The 20,758-nt window shown below is 56.6% G+C and carries 17 protein-coding genes; 11 read left to right on the top strand and 6 right to left on the bottom strand.

The window, feature by feature from the left end:
* Window positions 1-29: 29 nt before the first annotated feature.
* Genes PGH32_RS11520 through hisP form a run of 3 tightly spaced genes read left to right on the top strand, consistent with a single transcriptional unit; the run spans window position 30 to window position 2,210 of the window.
* A complete protein-coding gene (locus PGH32_RS11520; RefSeq protein ID WP_314420797.1) occupies window positions 30-716 on the top strand; it encodes a histidine ABC transporter permease HisQ in 687 nt (228 codons plus the stop codon).
* A complete protein-coding gene (locus tag PGH32_RS11515; RefSeq protein WP_314420795.1) occupies window positions 713-1,429 on the top strand; it encodes an ABC transporter permease in 717 nt (238 codons plus the stop codon). Before PGH32_RS11520 ends, PGH32_RS11515 begins: the two co-directional genes overlap by 4 nt.
* Before the next feature lie 7 nt (window positions 1,430-1,436).
* On the top strand, window positions 1,437-2,210 hold the full coding sequence (gene hisP, locus PGH32_RS11510; protein ID WP_314420793.1) for a histidine ABC transporter ATP-binding protein HisP: 774 nt from the start codon (window positions 1,437-1,439) through the stop codon (window positions 2,208-2,210).
* Between the two features lie 154 nt (window positions 2,211-2,364).
* On the opposite strand, the gene PGH32_RS11505 is transcribed toward hisP, so the two are convergent.
* Entirely contained in the window at window positions 2,365-3,270 is a 906-nt protein-coding gene (locus PGH32_RS11505) for a TIGR01777 family oxidoreductase (protein WP_337894082.1), read from the bottom strand.
* Window positions 3,271-3,514: 244 nt separating this feature from the next.
* Between PGH32_RS11505 and yfcF the strand changes: the two genes are divergently transcribed.
* Together yfcF and yfcD are read left to right on the top strand one after the other, a co-directional pair.
* Window positions 3,515-4,156, top strand: coding sequence for a glutathione transferase (yfcF, locus tag PGH32_RS11500; protein ID WP_337894081.1), 642 nt, complete (start codon window positions 3,515-3,517; stop codon window positions 4,154-4,156).
* A gap of 123 nt (window positions 4,157-4,279) precedes the next feature.
* Complete coding sequence (yfcD, locus tag PGH32_RS11495; protein WP_314420789.1) at window positions 4,280-4,795, top strand: NUDIX hydrolase YfcD; 516 nt, start codon at window positions 4,280-4,282, stop codon at window positions 4,793-4,795.
* A 222-nt stretch (window positions 4,796-5,017) separates the two neighbouring features.
* On the opposite strand, the gene pta is transcribed toward yfcD, so the two are convergent.
* Window positions 5,018-7,162, bottom strand: a complete 2,145-nt coding sequence (gene pta / locus PGH32_RS11490; RefSeq protein WP_314420788.1) for a phosphate acetyltransferase — start codon at window positions 7,160-7,162, stop codon at window positions 5,018-5,020.
* A gap of 136 nt (window positions 7,163-7,298) precedes the next feature.
* Window positions 7,299-8,501 carry an acetate kinase gene (ackA, locus tag PGH32_RS11485; protein ID WP_314420786.1) on the bottom strand — a complete coding sequence of 401 codons (1,203 nt, stop codon included), beginning with the start codon at window positions 8,499-8,501 and terminating at the stop codon, window positions 7,299-7,301.
* 340 nt (window positions 8,502-8,841) lie between these two features.
* Between ackA and yfbV the strand changes: the two genes are divergently transcribed.
* The 4 genes from yfbV to PGH32_RS11465 all read left to right on the top strand — a co-directional run bounded on the left by yfbV (window position 8,842) and on the right by PGH32_RS11465 (window position 12,515).
* Window positions 8,842-9,294: a terminus macrodomain insulation protein YfbV gene (gene yfbV / locus PGH32_RS11480; RefSeq protein ID WP_314420784.1), complete on the top strand. Its 453-nt coding sequence runs from the start codon at window positions 8,842-8,844 to the stop codon at window positions 9,292-9,294.
* 143 nt (window positions 9,295-9,437) lie between these two features.
* Window positions 9,438-9,932 carry a YfbU family protein gene (locus PGH32_RS11475; protein ID WP_314420783.1) on the top strand — a complete coding sequence of 165 codons (495 nt, stop codon included), beginning with the start codon at window positions 9,438-9,440 and terminating at the stop codon, window positions 9,930-9,932.
* A 13-nt stretch (window positions 9,933-9,945) separates the two neighbouring features.
* Window positions 9,946-10,605 carry a sugar phosphatase gene (locus tag PGH32_RS11470; protein ID WP_314420782.1) on the top strand — a complete coding sequence of 220 codons (660 nt, stop codon included), beginning with the start codon at window positions 9,946-9,948 and terminating at the stop codon, window positions 10,603-10,605.
* Between the two features lie 80 nt (window positions 10,606-10,685).
* Window positions 10,686-12,515, top strand: coding sequence for an SLC13 family permease (locus PGH32_RS11465; protein ID WP_337894080.1), 1,830 nt, complete (start codon window positions 10,686-10,688; stop codon window positions 12,513-12,515).
* Between the two features lie 100 nt (window positions 12,516-12,615).
* On the opposite strand, the gene PGH32_RS11460 is transcribed toward PGH32_RS11465, so the two are convergent.
* A protein-coding gene (locus PGH32_RS11460; RefSeq protein ID WP_337894079.1) for an IS3 family transposase occupies window positions 12,616-13,799 on the bottom strand; the annotation gives its coding sequence in 2 pieces (ribosomal slippage) (window positions 12,616-13,508 and window positions 13,508-13,799; 1,185 coding nt in all).
* A 953-nt stretch (window positions 13,800-14,752) separates the two neighbouring features.
* Between PGH32_RS11460 and PGH32_RS11455 the strand changes: the two genes are divergently transcribed.
* Complete coding sequence (locus PGH32_RS11455; protein WP_337894291.1) at window positions 14,753-17,431, top strand: TonB-dependent receptor; 2,679 nt, start codon at window positions 14,753-14,755, stop codon at window positions 17,429-17,431.
* Between the two features lie 209 nt (window positions 17,432-17,640).
* Window positions 17,641-18,483, top strand: a complete 843-nt coding sequence (locus PGH32_RS11450) for an energy transducer TonB (RefSeq protein WP_314420778.1) — start codon at window positions 17,641-17,643, stop codon at window positions 18,481-18,483.
* A 62-nt stretch (window positions 18,484-18,545) separates the two neighbouring features.
* Here the strand turns inward: PGH32_RS11450 and yfbR are convergent, their stop codons facing one another.
* On the bottom strand, window positions 18,546-19,142 hold the full coding sequence (gene yfbR, locus PGH32_RS11445; RefSeq protein WP_105591267.1) for a 5'-deoxynucleotidase: 597 nt from the start codon (window positions 19,140-19,142) through the stop codon (window positions 18,546-18,548).
* A 68-nt stretch (window positions 19,143-19,210) separates the two neighbouring features.
* Window positions 19,211-20,425, bottom strand: coding sequence for a pyridoxal phosphate-dependent aminotransferase (locus PGH32_RS11440; protein WP_123335202.1), 1,215 nt, complete (start codon window positions 20,423-20,425; stop codon window positions 19,211-19,213).
* Between the last annotated feature and the right edge of the window lie 333 nt (window positions 20,426-20,758).

The raw sequence follows: 20,758 nt of genomic DNA, 5'->3' as shown, positions 1-20,758 counted from the left end.
TTTTTGACCACTACGACAGGATAATATTTATGCTGTATGGCTATTCTGAAGTCATTTTTAAAGGCGCGATGGTGACGCTTGAGCTGGCACTCAGCTCGGTGGTGCTTGCGGTCGTGCTGGGGTTAATCGGTGCCGGGGCTAAACTCTCCAGTAACCGTCCGCTGGCGATGATTTTTGAAGGTTACACCACGCTTATTCGTGGCGTGCCTGACCTCGTTCTGATGCTGTTAATCTTCTACGGTCTGCAAATCGTTCTGAACCACCTTACCGACCTGATGGGCGTCGGGCAGTTTGATATCGACCCGATGGTGGCCGGGATTATCACGCTCGGCTTTATTTACGGAGCCTACTTTACTGAAACCTTCCGCGGTGCCTATATGGCGGTGCCTAAGGGTCAGATTGAAGCGGCTACCGCCTATGGCTTTACCTCTTCACAAACTTTCCGCCGCGTGCTGTTCCCCGGCATGATGCGCTATGCGCTGCCGGGCATCGGCAACAACTGGCAGGTGATCCTGAAGGCAACCGCGCTGGTTTCCCTCCTCGGGCTGGAAGACGTGGTTAAAGCGACGCAGCTGGCGGGCAAAACCACCTGGCAGCCGTTCTACTTTGCCATCGTCGCCGGGGTGATTTATCTGATCTTTACCACGCTGTCTAACGGCGTGCTGTGGTGGCTGGAGCGTCGTTATACCGTGGGTGTGAAAAGGGCTGATTTATGATTGAGATTGTTCAGGAATACTGGAAAGCCCTGCTGTGGACCGACGGCTATCGCTTTACCGGCGTGGCAATGACCCTGTGGCTGCTGATTATATCAGTGGTGATCGGCGGCTGTATGGCGGTGTTTTTGTCCATTGCCCGCGTGTCGCAGCACAAAGCCGTGTGGTTCCCGGTGTGGCTGTTTACCTATGTGTTTCGCGGTACGCCGCTGTACGTGCAGCTGCTGGTATTTTATTCCGGCATGTACACGCTGGAGATCGTGAAGGGCACCGAGATGCTGAATGCGTTCTTCCGCAGCGGCCTGAACTGTACGCTGCTGGCCTTCACGCTGAACACCTGTGCCTATACCACGGAGATTTTTGCCGGTGCGATCCGTTCGGTGCCGCACGGTGAGATTGAAGCCGCGCGCGCCTATGGTTTCTCCACCTTTAAGCTTTACCGCTGCATTATCATGCCTTCGGCACTGCGCACCGCGCTGCCTGCCTACAGTAATGAAGTGATCCTGATGCTGCACTCCACGGCGCTGGCGTTTACCGCGACCGTGCCGGACCTGCTGAAAGTGGCGCGCGATATTAACTCGGCAACCTACCAGCCGTTTATCGCCTTCGGACTGGCGGCGGTGCTGTATCTGATTATTTCCTATGTGCTGATTAGCCTGTTCCGCAAAGCGGAAAAACGCTGGCTGGCACACGTTAAACCTTCATCGTCACACTGAGTAAACTATGGCTGAAAATAAATTAAGCGTTACCGAACTGCACAAACGCTATGGTGAACATGAGGTGCTCAAGGGCGTATCGCTTCAGGCCAATGCCGGCGATGTGATCAGTATTATCGGATCTTCCGGTTCGGGGAAAAGTACCTTCCTGCGCTGCATTAACTTCCTGGAGAAGCCCAGCGAAGGCACCATCTCGGTCAACAATGAAAACATTCACCTGGTGCGTGACAAAGACGGCCAGCTGAAAGTCTCCAATAAAGAGCAGCTGCGCACCCTGCGTACCCGGCTGACCATGGTGTTCCAGCACTTCAACCTGTGGAGCCACATGACGGTGCTGGAAAACGTTATGGAAGCGCCGATTCAGGTGCTGGGGCTGGGCAAAAGCGAAGCGCGCGAGCGGGCGATCCGCTATCTGGATAAGGTGGGCATTGACGAGCGTGCGCGCGCCAAATACCCGGTGCATCTCTCCGGCGGCCAGCAGCAGCGCGTATCGATTGCCCGCGCGCTGGCGATGGAGCCTGAAGTGCTGCTGTTTGATGAGCCAACCTCGGCGCTGGATCCTGAACTGGTCGGCGAAGTGCTGCGCATTATGCAAAAGCTGGCGGAAGAGGGGAAAACCATGGTGGTGGTGACGCATGAGATGGAGTTTGCCCGCCATGTCTCCAGCCACGTGATTTTCCTGCATCAGGGGAAAATTGAAGAGCAGGGCGCGCCGGACGAGCTGTTTAACAACCCGAAAAGCGCCCGCCTGCAGCAGTTTTTATCCGGCGCACTGAAGTAACCCATTGACAGGGGAAGGCCGCGTGAGGCTTTCCCCTGCTAACCCCGATCCCCTGCTTAACTCCGTGTTATTCATCGTGCAATCCTGCTCTGGCCTGTAAAGTGGCTGTCGGGTGCGTTGGCCTGCGTAAGACCGGTTGTTAACCGTCAGGGGGTTATTTTTTACTGCCAATTACCTCTGCCAGCGCCCGATCTAACTCATACCAGCGGAAGCGAAAACCGGACGCCTCAAGGCGCTGCGGCAGTACGTGCTGACCGCCGAGCACCAGTACCGCAGACTCCCCCATCAGCAGGCGGATTGCGCTGGCCGGGGTGCGCATAAATGCCGGGCGATGCATCGCTTCACCCAGCGCGGCAGCGAACTGCTGGTTGCGCACCGCATAGGGGGCAACCAGGTTAAACGGCCCGCTCAGTGCCGGATGCTCCAGCAGCCAGAGAATGCCATTCAGCATGTCGTCGATATGGATCCACGGCAAAAACTGCTTGCCGCTGCCGAGCGGCCCGCCGACGCCTATCTTAAACGGCAGCTTCATTTTTTCCAGCGCGCCGCCCGTGCGGCTCAGCACCACGCCGGTACGCAGCAGGCAGACGCGGGTGTGCTCACCTGCAGCCAGCATCGCCAGCTTCTCCCAGGTATCGCACAGGCGGTGGGTGAACTCATCGTGGCCGGGGTCGTCCTCGGTCACCACCAGCTCGCCGGTATTGCCATAAAAACCGGTGGCGGACCCCGATATCAGCACGGCGGGCGGGGAACTGCTGGCCGCGATCAGCGCGGCCAGCCGTTCGGTTATCTGCCAGCGGCTGCGGCACAGCAGCTGTTTCTGCGTCTCGCTCCAGCGTTTCGCGGCAATCGGCTCGCCGGCCAGATTGATCACCGCATCTATGCCGTTGAGATCGCGCTGTTTCTCAAGCCCGGACCACAGCCGGACCTTCTCGCCGAGTTTTCCCCGCGCGGCGGCAACGTCGCGGGTGACCACGCTGACCTCGTGACCGGACTGAAGCAGACGGGCAACGAGCGGCTGGCCGATCAGCCCGGTACCGCCGGTAAGCAGAATATGCATGCTGTTTATCCTTTTCAGTAAGTCGCAGTGACGGTCACTTTCAGCATAGGACAAGATAGCTTTACCACCTGTGATAATGCGCACGATGGCTGATAACAATGGTTTTTTAGTGCATTCTGGCTGGATAAATCGTGCCAGGGGTTGCTGCCATTCTGATTTGCTATCCGGCTCACACGAGATGTTTGCCTTCGGCCGAAAAACCAGCTAAACAGGTGTTTCAATCCGTAACGTCGAAGGACGCCCGATGAGTCACCCGAATATCATTCTGTGGTCAGATGCTAACTTTTTCAGTCCGTATGTGATGTCAGTTTACGTCGCGCTCAGTGAGAAAGGGCTGCCATTTACGCTGAAACGCGTCGATCTGGCCAGTCAGGAACATCGCGAACAGGCCTACGGGGAGATATCCCTCACGCGTCGCGTTCCGACGCTGCAGATTGATGATTTCCTGCTCTCGGAATCGTCGGCGATCGCTGAGTATCTGGAAGACAGCTTCCCGGCGCCGGAGTACGAGCGCCTGTATCCACGCGATCGTCAAAAGCGGGCCAGAGCGCGCGAGCTTCAGGCCTGGCTGCGCAGTGATTTTATGCCCATTCGCCAGCAGCGCCCGACGGACGTGCTGTTCGCCGGTGTGCGTCTGGCCCCCCTGGACGAAGCAGGGCAGGCCGCTGCCGAAACGCTGATTGCCGCCGCCGAGCGTCTGCTGCCCGAAGGACAGCAGAATCTGTTCGGGGAATGGACCCTTGCGGACACCGATTTTGCCGTCATGCTGAACCGTCTGGTTCTGCACGGGGATGCCGTACCGCAGCGGATTGCCGACTATGCGCACTTCCAGTGGCAGCGCGCGTCCGTTCAGCTGTGGCTGGCGGAATCGGCCAGACTGGCCTGAACTGAATGCGCACAAATTGATGATTGCGTCGCGGGGCGTTAATCATTAATTTAGGCGGACCGCGCTGCGCCGCGAATAATAATGACCAAACGGCGCAAAGCGCCAGAACAAAAAGGGATACGGATGGTGGAGCAAGAGCCAGGCACTGAGTGGGTCGATATCGTTAACGAAGACAACGAGGTTATCGCCCAATCCAGCCGCGCACAGATGCGGGCCCAGTGTTTACGACACCGGGCTACCTATATCGTGGTTCACGATGGCATGGGTAAAATTCTGGTACAGCGACGTACCGAGATAAAAGATTTCATGCCGGGCATGCTGGACGCCACCGCCGGCGGCGTCGTGCAGAGCGGTGAAGAGATGCTGGAATCCGCCCGTCGTGAGGCGGAAGAAGAGCTGGGCATTGCGGCCGTGCCGTTTGCGGAGCACGGCCTGTTTTATTACGAAGATGAGCACTGCCGCGTCTGGGGCGGTCTGTTCAGCTGCGTTTCCCACGGTCCGTTCGCCATGCAGGAAGAGGAAGTGGATGAGATTATCTGGATGACGCCGGAAGAGATCACCACGCGCTGCGATGAATTTACCGACGACTCGCTGAAGGCGCTGTCGCTGTGGCTGACCCGCAACGGCGAAGCCGAGTAATCGCTTGTTGTTCAGACATCGGGGCGTGGCGCAGGCTGCGCCCCGTTTCGTTTCAGCCTCGCAAAGCGCGATGACCGCCGGCAAGTCCCCAACCAGGCTGGGCACCCAGCTCCAGGCATCACAGCCACACCATCAGCCATAAAAAAAGCCGCTATCTCAAAAGATAACGGCTTCAATCTCTCTGCATCAGACCCCGAGGCCCGCTACAGCATCACGGCTAAATCAGCCTTCGGCCTGCTTGGACTGGATCGCAGTCAGTGCGATGGTGTAGACAATATCATCCACCAGTGCACCGCGAGACAGGTCGTTCACCGGCTTACGCATACCCTGCAGCATTGGACCGATGGAGATCAGATCCGCAGAACGCTGTACCGCTTTGTACGTGGTGTTACCGGTGTTCAGATCCGGGAAGATGAACACGGTAGCACGGCCGGCAACCGGAGAGTTTGGTGCCTTGGATTTGGCAACATCGTCCATAATCGCGGCGTCATACTGCAGCGGACCATCGATAACCAGATCCGGGCGTTTTTCCTGCGCAATGCGGGTCGCTTCACGCACTTTTTCAACGTCGCTACCGGCACCGGAGTTACCGGTGGAGTAGGAGATCATCGCAACGCGCGGCTCAATACCGAACGCCGTCGCGGAATCCGCTGACTGGATGGCGATTTCTGCCAGCTGCTCCGGGTTTGGATCCGGGTTGATGGCGCAGTCGCCGTAAACCAGCACCTGCTCAGGCAGCAGCATGAAGAATACGGAGGAAACCAGCGAGCTGTTCGGGGCGGTTTTGATCAGCTGCAGCGGTGGACGGATGGTGTTCGCCGTGGTGTGAACCGCACCGGATACCAGGCCGTCAACTTCGCCACCTTCCAGCATCATCGTGCCGAGCATGACGTTATCTTCCAGCTGCTCCTGCGCAACCACCTCGGTCATGCCTTTGCTCTTACGCAGCTCCACCAGGCGGGCAACGTAGTTTTCACGCACCACAGCCGGGTCAACGATCTCAATACCCTTGCCCAGCTCCACGCCCTGTGCTGCCGCAACGCGCTGGATCTCTTCCGGGTTGCCCAGCAGGATACAGGTCGCGATGCCGCGCTCGGCGCAGATAGCTGCCGCTTTGACGGTACGCGGTTCGTCGCCTTCCGGCAGAACAATACGCTTACCGGCTTTACGCGCCAGCTCGGTCAGCTGGTAGCGGAAGGCTGGAGGAGACAGGCGACGGCTGCGCTCGGAAGCCGCAGTCAGCGACTCGACCCAGTCGGCGTCGATATGGCTGGCAACGTATTCCTGCACGCGCTCAATACGTTGGGTATCGTCGGTTGGCACTTCCAGGTTGAAGCTCTGCAGGCTGAGAGACGTCTGCCAGGTGTTGGTGTCCACCATAAAGACCGGCAGGCCGGTCTGGAAGGCGCGCTCGCACAGCTTCTGGATAGGCGCGTCAATCGCGTAGCCACCGGTCAGCAGGATCGCACCGATTTCCACGCCGTTCATCGCGGCCAGGCAGGCGGCAACCAGTACATCAGGACGGTCAGCGGACGTTACCAACAGCGAACCCGGGCGGAAATGCTCCAGCATATGCGGCAGGCTGCGTGCGCAGAAGGTTACGGACTTAATGCGACGGGTCTGGATATCGCCTTCGTTGATGATGCGCGCGTTCAGGTGGCGGCTCATATCGATGGCACGCGTGGCAATCAGATCGAAGCTCCACGGTACGCAACCCAGAACCGGCAGTGGGCTGTTGGCAAACAGCTGCTTGGGATCGATATTGGCGACGCTGGCTTTGGTGGAATCATCGAAAATTTCTGACAGATCCGGGCGCGTGCGGCCCTGCTCGTCCACCGGGGCGTTCAGCTTGTTGATGATTACGCCGGTAATGTTTTTATTTTTGCCGCCGCCGAAGCTGCTCTGAGTCAGCTCGATGCGCTCTTTCAGCTGCGCCGGGGAATCGTTGCCCAGCGCCATCACGAACACGATTTCCGCATTCAGTGTTTTCGCGATTTCATAGTTCAGCGACTGCGCGAACTGGTGTTTGCGCGTAGGTACCAGACCTTCTACCAGCACCACTTCCGCATCACGGGTATTTTCGTGGTAGCGGGCGATGATCTCTTCCATCAGCACGTCCTGCTGGTTGGAGCCCAGCAGAGACTCCACGCGGCTCATTGCCAGCGGCTCGGCGGCCGGGATGCTGGAGTTTTTGCGGATGATGGTGGTGGTTTGATCGGGTGCATTGCCGCCGGTACGCGGCTGGGCGATCGGTTTGAACACGCTCAGGCGGACGCCTTTACGTTCCATAGCACGGATAACGCCCAGGCTGACGCTGGTCAGGCCGACGCTGGTGCCGGTAGGGATCAACATAATAGTACGAGACACGATAACCTCTCTTACAGCCTGCATGTATTCGGCTGTAGCCGCACGGATGGCATGCTACAACGCACATCAGGGCTATACAGTAACTTCTGCTCTCTGAAAACAACTCCGCCAGCCTGGGCTGACGGAGAAAAGTGAACTATGCGGTCAGGCGGGCTGCGTCCTGCGCGATAACCAACTCTTCATTGGTTGGGATCACGATAGCCGGACGGGTACCTTCTTTGTTGATGAAGCCTGATTTGCCGAAGCGGGCGGCCAGGTTGCGTTCGTGGTCAACCTCGAAGCCCAGCAGCGCCAGTCTGCCCAGCGACAGTTCACGCACCATTGCCGCATTTTCGCCGATACCGCCGGTGAAGATAACCGCGTCCAGGCGGCCATCCATCAGCGCCGCGTAGGCACCGATATATTTGGCCAGGCGGTGGCAGTAAACGTCCATTGCACGTTTTGCATCGGCTTTGGTTTCGTAGTTATCTTCTACGTAACGGCAGTCGCTGGTCACTTCGGTCAGGCCCAGCAGGCCGGACTCTTTGGTCAGCAGCTTGTTGATGGCATCAACGTTCATGCCCAGCGTGTCGTGCAGGAAGAAGACGACCGCCGGGTCGATGTCGCCGCTGCGGGTGCCCATGACCAGGCCTTCCAGCGGGGTCAGACCCATTGAGGTGTCAACACAGACGCCGTTGCGGATGGCCGACACAGAACCGCCGTTGCCCAGGTGGCAGGTGATGATGTTAACGTCTTCAACCGGCTTGTTCAGTACCTTCGCCGCTTCCTGAGTCACGTAGTAGTGGCTGGTGCCGTGTGCACCGTAGCGACGAACGCCGTGTTCTTTATACAGTTTATACGGCAGGGCGTAGAGGTAAGACTCTTCCGGCATGGTCTGGTGGAAAGCGGTGTCAAAAACGGCGACGTTTTTATCAGCCAGGTGCGGGAAGTTTTTCAGCGCCTCTTCAATCCCGATCAGGTGTGCCGGGTTGTGCAGCGGAGCAAAATCAGAGGCGTCTTTGATGCCCTGAATTACGGAGTCGTCAATCAGCACGGACTGGGTCAGCTTCTCGCCGCCGTGAACAATACGGTGGCCGATTGCTGCGATTTGTGCTGACAGTTCTGGTTTTTGTGCCAGAATAGTTTTAACCATGAAGTTTAGTGCTTCACTGTGCGCCGCACCGGCACCCAGAGCCGCTTCCTGTTTAGCGCCGTCCAGCTTCCATTTGATACGGGCTTCCGGCAGGTGGAAGCATTCAGCTAAACCTGACAGGAATTCGTCACCGTTTGCCGGATCGATAATGGCAAACTTGAGGGAAGAACTACCGCAGTTCAGAACCAGTACTAACTTACTCGACATGGAAGGTCCTATTTATCTAAAAGTGGCGAAATAAAAGTCAAACAGACTATCAGCGTAGCGCATGAAAGCTGGTACATTAATGATACATGTCATACTGACGATAACTTTACAGTGACCGGCAGTAAAAAATTTTTGATATTTTGCGGGATTTATTTAAATCCTGAATGATCTTTATATGGCCTGACTTGTTGTTGACCACCATTGCTCGCTGTACAGGCTCCAGAAACGCGCTCAGGATAACCAGAGTGGCTCACAAAGACAAAATATTTTGAATAATGTCATGTAAAGTTGGCGTATTGCGGTTTTTTTTTAATTTTTATCTCTGAAGTTGAGGTCCGCTATGGCGAATGAATCCGGCTCCGTGGGTTGGTTCAAGCTGTTCCAAAATGGGCAGCATTATATGAAAACCTGGCCTGTTGATAAGCGTCTTGCGCCGGTGTTCCCCGAAAATCGGGTGACGCGCGCCACACGCTTTGCAATTGCCTTTATGCCGCCGCTGGCGGTATTTACGCTGACCTGGCAGATTGCCCTCGGTGGCCAGCTCGGCCCGGCGGTGGCGACGGCACTGTTTGCCTGCAGCCTGCCGATGCAGGGGCTGTGGTGGCTGGGCAGGCGTTCGGTGACCCCATTACCGCCGACGCTGTTGACCTGGTTCCACGATGTGCGTGAAAAACTCCAGGCGGCGGGACAGGCTATCGCTCCGGTAGAGGGGAAGCCGACCTACCAGTCGCTGGCCGACGTGCTGAAACGTGCGTTTAAGCAGCTGGATAAAACCTTTCTCGACGATCTGTAAGTTATCGCGATTGGTCATCGGTTAACGCGTTCCGTTATTCCGGCCGGGTTTTCATCTGGAAACCCGTTTTGTATCAAAGAAGCTCCCCATGCGGCTGTGAGATCCTTGTCCACAATCTACTTTTCGCAACAGGGAGCCCCCCGATGGACATGACCCCAGCCCAACGTTTAATCCTCTCCAATCAGTACCAGATTATGGCCATGCTTGATGCTGAAAATGCCGCGCACTATCAGCGCTGCCAGACCATTATTAAGCGCGGTTATGGTTTACAGATGCGCGAGCTGGACAGCGAACTCAGCCAGCTGCCGGAAGCCGAATGCCGCACGCTGCTGGCAATGATGGAGATGCATCATGCGCTGCACATATCCTGGAGTAATCTGAAAGATTCGCAGGATATCGATCCGCGCAGGCTGCAGTTTCTCGGTTTTGATAGCAATACCGAAGGGCGTTACCTTGGCTACACGCGCTTTATGGTGGAGCGCGAAGGGCGGTATACGCATTTCCCGACCGGCAGCCACCGCTTTGATGCCCAGGTACCGATGTGGGAAAAGTATCAACGAATGCTTGCCGTATGGCACAATTGTCCGCGACAGTATCATTTGAGTGCGAACGAGATCGCACACGTTATTAACGCCTGATGAGGAAGTCGCAGTGAAGTGTAAAGGTTTTCTGTTCGATCTGGATGGCACGCTGGTAGATTCCCTTGCGGTTGTGGAGCGTGCCTGGAGTAACTGGGGCCGTCGCCGGGGGATCGATACCGACGAGGTTCTGGCTTTTATCCACGGTAAGCAGGCTATCACCTCACTGCGTCACTTTATGCAGGGTGCTTCGGCTGAAGAGGTTCAGCAGGAGTTTCTGGCCCTTGAGCGCCTGGAAGCGGAGGACACGGACGGCATCGTGGCCCTGCCGGGGGCATTATCCCTGCTGGCAACGCTGGATGAGCTGGAGATCCCCTGGGCTATCGTTACCTCCGGTTCCGTGCCAGTGGCCAGCGCCCGCCACGGTGCAACCGGACTGCCGGAACCGCAGGCGTTTGTCACCGCTGAACGCGTTGAGCGCGGAAAACCGGAGCCGGATGCCTATCTGCTTGGTGCGCATCTGCTGGGCCTGGAGCCGGAAGAGTGTGTGGTAGTGGAAGATGCCGCTGCCGGCATTCTTTCCGGTCTTGCCGCAGGGTGCCACGTGGTGGCGGTCAACGCCCCGGCCGATGCGCCGCGGCTTGGCGAGGTGGACATGGCACTGACCTCGCTGGAAGAACTGATCGTTCACCGTGACCCCGACGGGTCGGTCAATGTCCATCGTAAGCACTAATCCCTTGATTTAACCCCGCTATTGCGGGGTTTTTTTATGTCATGCTGCGGGTAATGATGGCTGTATGACGGGAATTCGCCGTGAACAATCAACTGCTCTGGGTACTTTGCCTGCTGGCAATGGTCGTGATGCTTTTCATCACCGGCAGGCTGCGTATGGAAATTGTCGCGCTGTTGGTGATTATTGCCTTTGTACTGAGCGGCACGCTGACGTTGCAGGAAGCGACGCAGGGGTTCAGCGATCCGAACGTGATCCTGATTGCTGCGCTGTTTGTGGTGGGTGAAGGGCTGGTGCGGACCGGCGTGGCGCTCCAACTGGGCGAGTGGCTGATAAAAGTGGCTGGCAACAGTGAAAGCCGGGTAGTTGTGCTGCTGATGCTCACCGTGGCCGGGCTGGGCGCGGTAATGAGTTCTACCGGCGTGGTGGCGATTTTTATCCCGGTGGTGCTGAGCGTTGCCGTGAAAATCAACAGCTCCCCGGGCCGCCTGATGATGCCGCTGAGCTTTGCCGGACTGATCAGCGGAATGATGACGCTGGTGGCCACCCCGCCTAACCTGGTGGTCAACAGTGAACTGGTGCGTGAAGGGCTGAACGGTTTCGGCTTTTTTGCGGTGACGCCGATTGGGCTGGTGGTTCTGCTGCTGGGCATCGGTTATATGCTGCTGGCACGCTTCTGGCTGGTCACGCCCGCCGCCGATCGTCCCGGCCAGGCCCGGCGTACCTTCCGCGAGCTGATTCATCAGTACCGGCTAAGCGGCCGCGCCAGGCGTCTGGCGATCCGCCCTGACTCCCCGCTGATCGGGCATCGGCTGGACGACCTGCAGCTGCGTGAGCGTTTCGGTGCCAGCGTAGTTGGCCTGGAGCGCTGGCGTAAATTCCGTCGGGTAATGGTGCCGGTGACCGGGACCACCGAGTTTCGCAGCGGCGACGTGCTGCTGATTGATATGTCTGCTGCCGAGATCGACCTGCGGGAGTTTTGCGCCAGCCAGCAGCTGGAACCAATGGTGCTGCGCGGCGAATACTTTTCCGATCGCGCCCGCGACGTTGGTATGGCCGAAGTTTCGCTGCTGGCCGACTCGCCGCTGCAGGGAAAAAGCCTGCGTGAAATCGCTTTCCGTTCGCGCTACGGCATCAGCGTGGTGGGGATGCGGCGCGGAAGCGAGGTGCTGGAGAACGCGTTCACCGATGAACCGCTGGCGCTGGGGGATATTTTGCTGGTGATGGGCGACTGGAAAAAAATCGCCCAGATCCAGCAGCAGACCCAGCGTGATTTTATGGTGCTGAATTTGCCTGCCGAGGTGGATGAGGTTGCTCCGGCCAGCAGTCAGGCTCCGCATGCGCTGTTCTGCCTGGCGCTGATGGTAGCGATGATGCTGACCGAGGAGATCCCCAATCCGATTGCCGCGATTATTGCCTGTCTGCTGATGGGAAAATTCCGCTGCATCGATGCGGAAAGCGCGTGGCGGTCGATTCACTGGCCGGGGCTGATTCTGATTATCGGGATGATGCCTTTTGCGCTGGCGCTACAAAAGACCGGGGGCGTGACGTTAATCGTCGATGGCCTGATGCAGCTGGCAGGAGGGCACAGTCCGCAGGTGATGCTGGTGTGTCTGTTCGTTCTCTGCGCCACCATTGGGCTGTTTATTTCCAATACCGCCACGGCGGTGCTGATGGCGCCGATTGGCGTGGCGGCGGCACATCAGATGGGCGTATCGCCCTATCCGTTTACCATGGTGGTGGCCGTGGCGGCTTCGGCGGCGTTTATGACGCCGGTGTCCTCTCCGGTGAATACGCTGGTGTGCGCGCCGGGGGGATATCGTTTCTTTGATTTTGTGAAGATTGGCGTGCCGTTTACGCTGATCGTGATGGTGGTCAGCGTGCTGTTGATTCCGCGTTTGTTTCCGTTTTGAAGATTCGTCGCTGCAAGGTTCCTTCTGCTCCAGCATCGGGACTGTGTGCTCTTCGCTGCTGGCTATGTGCTTTGGGGCCAGTCTGTAGTGGTCCAGTCATTTAGGACATAGCCAGAGGTTCTTTTTGCATTTGTCTTTCTTTTTCTGCGGGCGACAGCCCGCTGTTGTACTTGTGTGGTCGTATCCTGTTGTAATAACCACTCAGATATAACGACACATCTCTCTTCGCTTCTTCTGCACTACAGTAACCTTTGTGGGGAAGCCATTCCGTTTTCAGACTTCGGAACAGCCTTTCTGTTACTGCGTTATCCCAGCAGTTACCTTTCCGGCTCATGCTGGCTGTCATTCCATACCTTGAACACGTCGCACGGTAAGAGTGACTGCTGTACTGCGTACCCTGATCGGAGTGGAACAGGATGCCTGATGGACGACCACGGTTGTGCCAGGCGACTGTCAGAGCATGCTGTGTCAGCTGACTGTCCGCCGTCATTGAGAACGCCCAGCCAACCACCTTACGCGCGTACAGAGCCAGCACTACAGCAAGGTAATACCATCCTTTCTCTGTCCTGATGAAGGTAATATCTCCGCACCAGACCTTGTTCGGTTTTGCCACATTAAATCCCCGGGCCAGTACATTTTTCGCCATCATCGACGGCTGCTCACACACGCGATAACGATGCCTGGAAGGCTGCATACTGACAAGCCCGGCTTCTTTCATAAGCCTTCTGGCCTTGTATCGTCCTACAGTCTGGCCCTCTTTCTTCAGCATTGATGATAACGTGCGTGCGCCAGCAGAACCGCGGCTCATCCTGTGAAGCTCGGCTACTTTCTGACGCAGAGCATCGCGCGCAGCCGTTTCTTTCTGCTGCTGTTTTTTATGGTAATAAAACTGGCTACGGTGTACTCCCAGCACCGCGCAAAGTTCTTTTATGCTGTATGGCCCGCTTAATGCGGTGATGAACGTCAGGATCTTGTGGAGTCCGACATCAGCAAAGCCGCAGCTTTTTTTAATATTTCTTTGTCCCGTTCCAGTCGAAGAATGCGTTCTTCAAGCTGGCGGATACGTTGTTGCTCTGGCGTTAGCGGTGTGGCTGAGGACGAAACAGTCAAACCGGGAGCCTCTATACCACTACTCCGTTCTGCCAGCAGTTGCCTGACCCAGCGGCGCACTGCTGTGGAACCGACATCTGCAGTATTACAAGCCTGTTGTGTGGTGTAGCCATGATCGAGAACGAGTTCAGCACATTCACGCTTGAACTCGGGGGTAAACGTTCTTCCACTCATCGTGTCACCTCTCTGGTTATTAACTTTATAACCTCTGAGAGTGTCCGAATCTATTAGACCACTACAGTCTCTGCGGCTGTCGGGCGGTCCTCGCGCCGCTATGTGGTCTCTTCAGCTCCAGCATCGGGACTGTGGGCTCTTCGCTGTTGGTATGATGCTTTGGGGCCAGTCTCTGCGGCTGTCGGGCGGTCCTCGCGCCGCTATGCGGTCTCTTCAGCTCCAGCATCCGGCCTTTCGGATCGGCGCAGAGCGGGCGTCCTGCCCGCGCCGCGCCTGATCCAGGCATCCATGCCTGGCTCTCCGGCCCCGCTGCTTACGCTTCAGCGCTGCGGATTGCCCAACAGCCGCAGAGACTGGCCCCTTTTCCACATAGTGCTCGCTGGTTGTGACGTTAAGTTTTAATGGCTTCAAAGTCCGATTGTGTTTTCTTAAAAGTCGACACCAGAATTCAACATCAGACGTGTGGCCTGTCCGCCATGGGAATCTGTAATTCAGAACTCAATATGAAAGCCCCAATTCGGCTGCAGGGACGCGGACGAACGCAGTGAAAGCATCGCAAAGGGGGCTAGGATCTGCCTGAGCAGGGGCATGGACAGCTTAAGCCAACTCCCAGGTTTGCAATCAATCTGGATTCAGATTGTGAAGAAGAAACTCACCGTTAAATCCTTAGATTTTTCAGGCAACACGAAAGTCAAAGAGCCGGCTGGCAGTGCCCCCGAGCGGGTAATCCGCAGCGCAACCACTTATCTCTGTATTACCCCTGAAATCAGTACGTAAATAACTGAGACCTGTACAGAATTTATAAAATAAAAACGCATTTATTTTCATAAACACAAAAAAAATCCCGTTCTCATTCGTTGTAGTAACCAGACAGACATCGATGGACTAAAAATCGATGCATAACATCGTGCTTACTATCAGGGGACTGGGATCTAATGAGTTCGTCAGTGAAAATGAATGTGGGGCGCCGTGTCGGAACACGACTGTTTAGCGTCACGCTGCTCGGCAGTATCACGCTGCCGCTGGCTGCGCTGCCGTTTTCCGTGCAGGCGGAAGAGGCAAAACAGGTTAACTTCCGTATTCCCGGCGGTTCGCTCTCGTCGGCGCTGGCCGACTTCGGCAGCCAGTCCGGCATGCAGGTCAGCTATCTACCGGAATATGCAGCAGGGCAGCGTTCTGCCGGCGTTACGGCGACCACCACACCGGCTGACGCGCTCTCCCGACTGTTACAGGGAACCGGGCTCAGCTACAGCTTTACCGGCAGCAACACGGTCACGCTGAGCCAGTCGGCAACCACCGCTGCGGCAGGCGATGATTCACTGATGCTCGGCACCATTACCGTTAATGCTAAAGCGGGCGGTACACCTGCCGATGCGCCTTATGAATCTGCAGGATCCAGCGCTTATCTGTCTGGTGAGCAGGTGGATCGTTTCCGCGGCACGTCGGTGGGCGACTTCCTCTCCGGCGTGCCGGGCGTACTGAACGGTGACGGCCGCAACTCCGGCGCGCTGGACGTGAATATTCGCGGTATGCAGGGCCAGGGTCGCGTACCGGTGATCGTCGATGGATCCAGTCAGGAAACGACCATCTATCAGGGCTATAACGGTTCTAACTCGCGCAGCTATATTGACCCGGACTTTATCGGCTCAGTTTCGATTGAGAAGGGCGCGAGTATGGGTGCAGATGCCGTCGGTGCTACCGGTGGCGTGGTTCGTGTTAACACCATCAGTGCGAAAGATATTTTGCTGCCGGGCGAGAGCATCGGCGTGCGGCTGAAGGGCGGATTCAACGGCAACAGCGGCAGCGTGCCGCGTGAGGGCACCCGAGCGGGGATGAAGAAAACGCTGGGCTACGTCTGGGATGGCCCGCCGACCGATATGTATTATGAAAACGATACAAACCGCCCCGGGCTGTTTGAGGCCACCGGGGGATCCGGCAGTATCGCCATCGCCGGAACCAGTGAATATTTTGAAGGCGTAGCGGCCTACGCCCAACGCTACAACGGTAACTATTACGCCGGTAAGCACGGCGGCAACCAGCCTCATCCCGCTTTTGATGTTGATAATTATGGTAATGAACGCTGGATAAATGGTGGCGTCAGCCCCTATCGCGCTGGCGAACAGGTACTTAACACCTCGCTGAACAATGAGTCATGGCTGCTGAAAGGCAAGCTGAAGATGGTGGATAATCAGACGCTGGAAGTGGGATACAGTAAGTACATCAGCGACTATGGTTACCAGCTGGGATCGACCTACTATATCACTCAGGGGCTTTATCAGGGGCGGCTCAGCAATATCACTCTGGATACTTGGACCGCACGCTATAACTGGCAGCCTGAAGAAACCGACCTCATCAACCTGAAGATCAACACCTTCTACAATAAGGTGGATAACCGGGCGAACGCTACTAACTATAGCAACACGCAGTACGTGTTGAACGATGCGGGAATGCTGGTGGGATCGGAGCGCTGGGGCGGTACGCTGTCGAATACCTCATTGCTGAACACCCCGGCAGGCGACGTCAGCGTGGAATACGGCGGTGGCTACACGCGTGAAGATGTAGGTAGCCCGGATGGCATCGTTTATACCCCGAGCACATTCCTTTCCATTCCGCAGCCGCGCGAAGGCAATCGCCGCGAGAGTAACGCGTTTACCACCGTAGAGTGGAAACCACAGGACTGGCTGACGCTGAACGGGAACCTGCGCTATCAGCATTACAAAACACTGGATAATGCCCCCACGTTGGCGGAGCCGTACGAGCGCACGGACAAAGGCTGGTCGCGGATCGCCAGTGTGACCGTGGAACCCTGGGAAGGCGTTAAGCCGTATGTGAAATACAGCAACGTGATGCGCAACCCAAGCATCTTTGAATCCTTGACCAGCCCGTCCTTCGGCATGCCGGTTTCTGATAACCCGGTGAAGCCGGAGCAGGCACGCAGCTACGAGCTGGGGATTAACTTCCTGCGCGACGGCGTGTTCCTGCCTGAAGATAAACTGCGCCTGCACGCGGCGTACTTTGATAACAACGTTGATAACTACATTACCCGTTCCAATATTCCGATGGAAACCCCATGGTTTACCTGGTACGCACTGGGTCGTGTGAATCTTAAGTCGGCTGAGATGCGCGGTTATGAAGTGACCGCCGAGTACGATACGGGGAAAGTGTTCGGTAGCATCGGCTGGAACCATTACACCCACGTGATGTTCTGCGCCGTCCCGGGCAGCATTAACCCGGAATACACCGAATGCGCGGCGGGCGGGATCTACAACAGCTTCGCCCTGCAGCAGGTGCCCCCGAAGGATACCGTCACGATGAACCTCGGCAGCCGCTTCCTTGACGACAAGCTGACCGTGGGCACGCGGTTTAACTGGATCGGCAGCCGCTATACCGAAGGGATCGGCGACGGCAGTGAAAAAACGATTCAGTCATTAGGTGTAGGTTCAATCCAGGCCTCTAAATGGAACCCATACGCGCTGATCGATCTGTATGCCAGCTATCAGCTGAACAAAAATGCCATCTTCGATCTGAATATCGATAACCTCACGGATCGCTACTATGTTGAAGCGATGAGCATCATGCCGCAGCCGGGCCCTGGCCGGACGCTGCGCGGAAGCGTCACGCTGAAGTTCTGATAATCCAGGGCGGGGCATCCGCCTCGCCCTGAATTCGCCATCCACTTCTTCTGCCCGTACTGATTTCTTGCCAATGTCGCCCCGAAGTAAAAAAACTGCCGATTTAACAGAAAATTTATCCCCCTTATTCGTTTTATTAACCAGAGACCCGAATTCCCGGGGATGCCGTAGGGATTTTGTAATGAGGTTGGTTAGAAAGGGCAACGCCAGTGACGTTTGAAGATGCACGCCGCGCCGGAACGACGAGCTGGCTGACGGGCAGCCTGCTGGCGCTGGGCCTGCATGCTGGTGCCGCGCTGTGGCTGATGTGGATGCCACCGATTACCGCCGCCGACAATACGCCGCCCGCAGCGATTATGATCGAAATGGCGGATACCGCCCAGGCGGTACTGACCGAACGAAACGACATCTCACCGGAAAGCCAGAACTCGCAGGCCAGCGAAGAGAAGGTGAAGGCGGAGACTCAGAGCGATGCCGCCGCTGCACCGGCCGTCGATCCCCAGAAGCAGCCGGAAAAAGAGCCGGAGAAAGCGGTACCCGAGACCGAAAAACCGGAGGTCGCTCTGAGAGCCGCAGCGGGGGCGAAAACGAAAAAAGACCAGAAGGGCAAGTCGCAGCAGGAAAAACAGAAAAAGCAAAAGCTGCAGCAGGCGCAGCACCAGGAGCAGGTATCGGCAAAGCAGGCGGTTCAGGCCCAGGTGCAGACTCAGCAGGCCGAGCGCACCGCCGCACAGAAAACCAACGCCAGCAGTTCGGTCTCCACGCCGCAGGAGGCGAGCTGGGCAGGGAGAGTAATGGCTCATCTGGAGAAGCGTAAGCGCTATCCGGAAGCGGCGCAGGCGCGCGGCGATACCGGCACCGTGCTGGTTCGTTTCACTATCGACGATCGGGGGAACGTGCTGAGCGTTTCGCTGGCGAGAAGTTCGGGCGTGGCCGAGCTGGATCGCGAGGTGATGGCGCTGGTCAGACGCGCCTCGCCGGTGCCTGCGCCACCACCCGGGGCGCAGAAAACGCTGACCGCTCCGGTGGCATTTTTCCCCAAACGTAGCTGAGAGCGCATAAAGACAGCCCCGTGCAGCACATCTGGCTGCACGGTTGAAGGCTGCCGGAGGCGCTACAGCGATTCCTGGCTTATCTCATCCAACGATAAACTGAAGCTCGGGATAAAGACCTCAACGAAATAGTCCATCTCCGGGCTGTGACGCTGGGAGAGGGTTTTCTCCAGTCGGGCTTTCGCCAGCAGGAATTCGTTATTGCCCGCCGACAGTTCCTCCAGGCATTTCAGGTAGGCACAAAGCGCATCTGCCTGCTTAACGATCGCCGTTTCCGCTTCGCTGTGCTGATGTTCATCGATCAGCGGCGCCCAGGCCGAGCGCAGTTCCTCCGGCAGCATTTCAATCAGCTTCTTCTGCGCAATCTTCTCGATTTTTTTGTACTCATGGGCAATCTGCGCATTGTAGTACTTCACCGGGGTCGGAAGATCCCCGGTCAGCACCTCACTGGCATCATGATACATCGCCATCAGGGCGATGCGGCCCGGGTCGAGATTGCCGTTAAATTTCTTGTTTTTAATCACCGCCAGCGCATGGGCAACCATTGCAACCTGCAGGCTGTGTTCAGACACATTTTCAGTGCGCACGTTGCGCATCAGCGGCCAGCGATTAATCAGTTTCAGACGGGAAAGGTGGGCAAAAAAATGACTTTGATTCATCAGGGCATTCCGCTTGCCCGGATAGCCGCGCTGCCGCTATCCGGGACTGATATCTCGAGAGAGGTGACTTACTGGTGGTAGCCGCCGAGGAAACGGCCAAATTTGGTGATGGCCATTTCCAGATCGTCTACGCGCGGCAGGGTGACGATGCGCACATGGTCCGGCCACGGCCAGTTGAATGCGCTGCCCTGAACCAGCAGGACTTTTTCCTGCAGCAGGAAGTCGAGGACCATTTTCTGGTCATCGTGAATGTTGAACTTTTTCGCGTCGATTTTTGGGAACATATACAGCGCGCCGTCCGGCTTCACGCAGCTGACACCCGGAATATCGTTGATCAGCTCCCAGGCACGGTTACGTTGTTCGTACAGTCGTCCACCCGGCTGGATGAACTCACTGATGCTCTGATATCCGCCCAGCGCAGTCTGAATGGCGTGCTGCGCCGGAACGTTGGCGCACAGGCGCATCGACGCCAGCATTTCCAGACCTTCAATATAACCTTTCGCGTGCTTCTTCGGCCCGTTCAGCACCATCCAGCCCTGACGGAAACCGGCCACGCGGTAGGTTTTTGACAGGCCGTTAAAGGTGATGGTCAGCAGATCCGGTGCCAGTGCGGCGATCGAATGATGGCGGGCGGCATCGTAAAGAATTTTGTCGTAGATTTCGTCAGCAAAAATAATCAGATTGTGCTGGCGGGCGATCTCGACCACTTCCAGCAGCAGCTCTTTGCTGTATACCGCACCCGTCGGGTTGTTGGGGTTAATAATCACAATGCCGCGGGTGCGCGGTGTGATTTTACTGCGAATGTCGTCCAGGTCCGGGAACCAGCCTGCGGATTCGTCGCACAGGTAATGCACGGCCTTGCCGCTGGACAACGACACGGCGGCGGTCCACAACGGGTAATCCGGTGCCGGAACCAGCATTTCATCGCCGCTGTTCAGCAGCGCCTGCATCGACTGAACGATCAGCTCGGAGACGCCGTTACCGATGTAGATATCTTCAACGGTGGTATCGCGAACGCCCAGCGCCTGATAGTGCTGCATGATGGCTTTACGCGCGGAGTACAGGCCTTTTGAGTCGCAGTAGCCCTGAGCGCTGGGCAGGTTACGGATCACATCGACCAGAATTTCGTCCGGGGCTTCAAAACCGAAGGGGGCAGGGTTACCGATGTTAAGTTTAAGAACTTTATTACCTTCTTCTTCGAGGCGCTTCGCTTCTTTCAGCACCGGGCCGCGAATGTCATAACACACATTATCCAGTTTGCTGGACTTATCAATTTGGGTCATCTCGGTCACCTTGACTTGCAGGAGGGTTTTCCTGCCGTGGAAAACTAAACGTTACACAATGTACTCCTCTCCTTAATGCTTTTGAAGGGTGGCCGCCGGGTTTGGCGCGTTAATCGCGCTTTTTTCAAGCGGCTCACACGACTGCATGGAGTCTGTACGAATTGTGGAATTAAATACTGTAAAACCAGGAACATTCACCACTTAAAACTGGTCATAAGCGAACAATACTCAGCGTAAAACAGAGCGAAAATTCCTCTTATGAAGAAGAATAGTTGCGGGATATTGCACAATTCATTAACGAAAAATGGATTGATGATTGCTGAAACAGTCAAA

The sequence above is a fragment of the Erwinia sp. SLM-02 genome (assembly GCF_037450285.1).
GTDB lineage: Bacteria > Pseudomonadota > Gammaproteobacteria > Enterobacterales > Enterobacteriaceae > Erwinia.
This window is presented reverse-complemented; position numbering and strand designations above follow the sequence as displayed.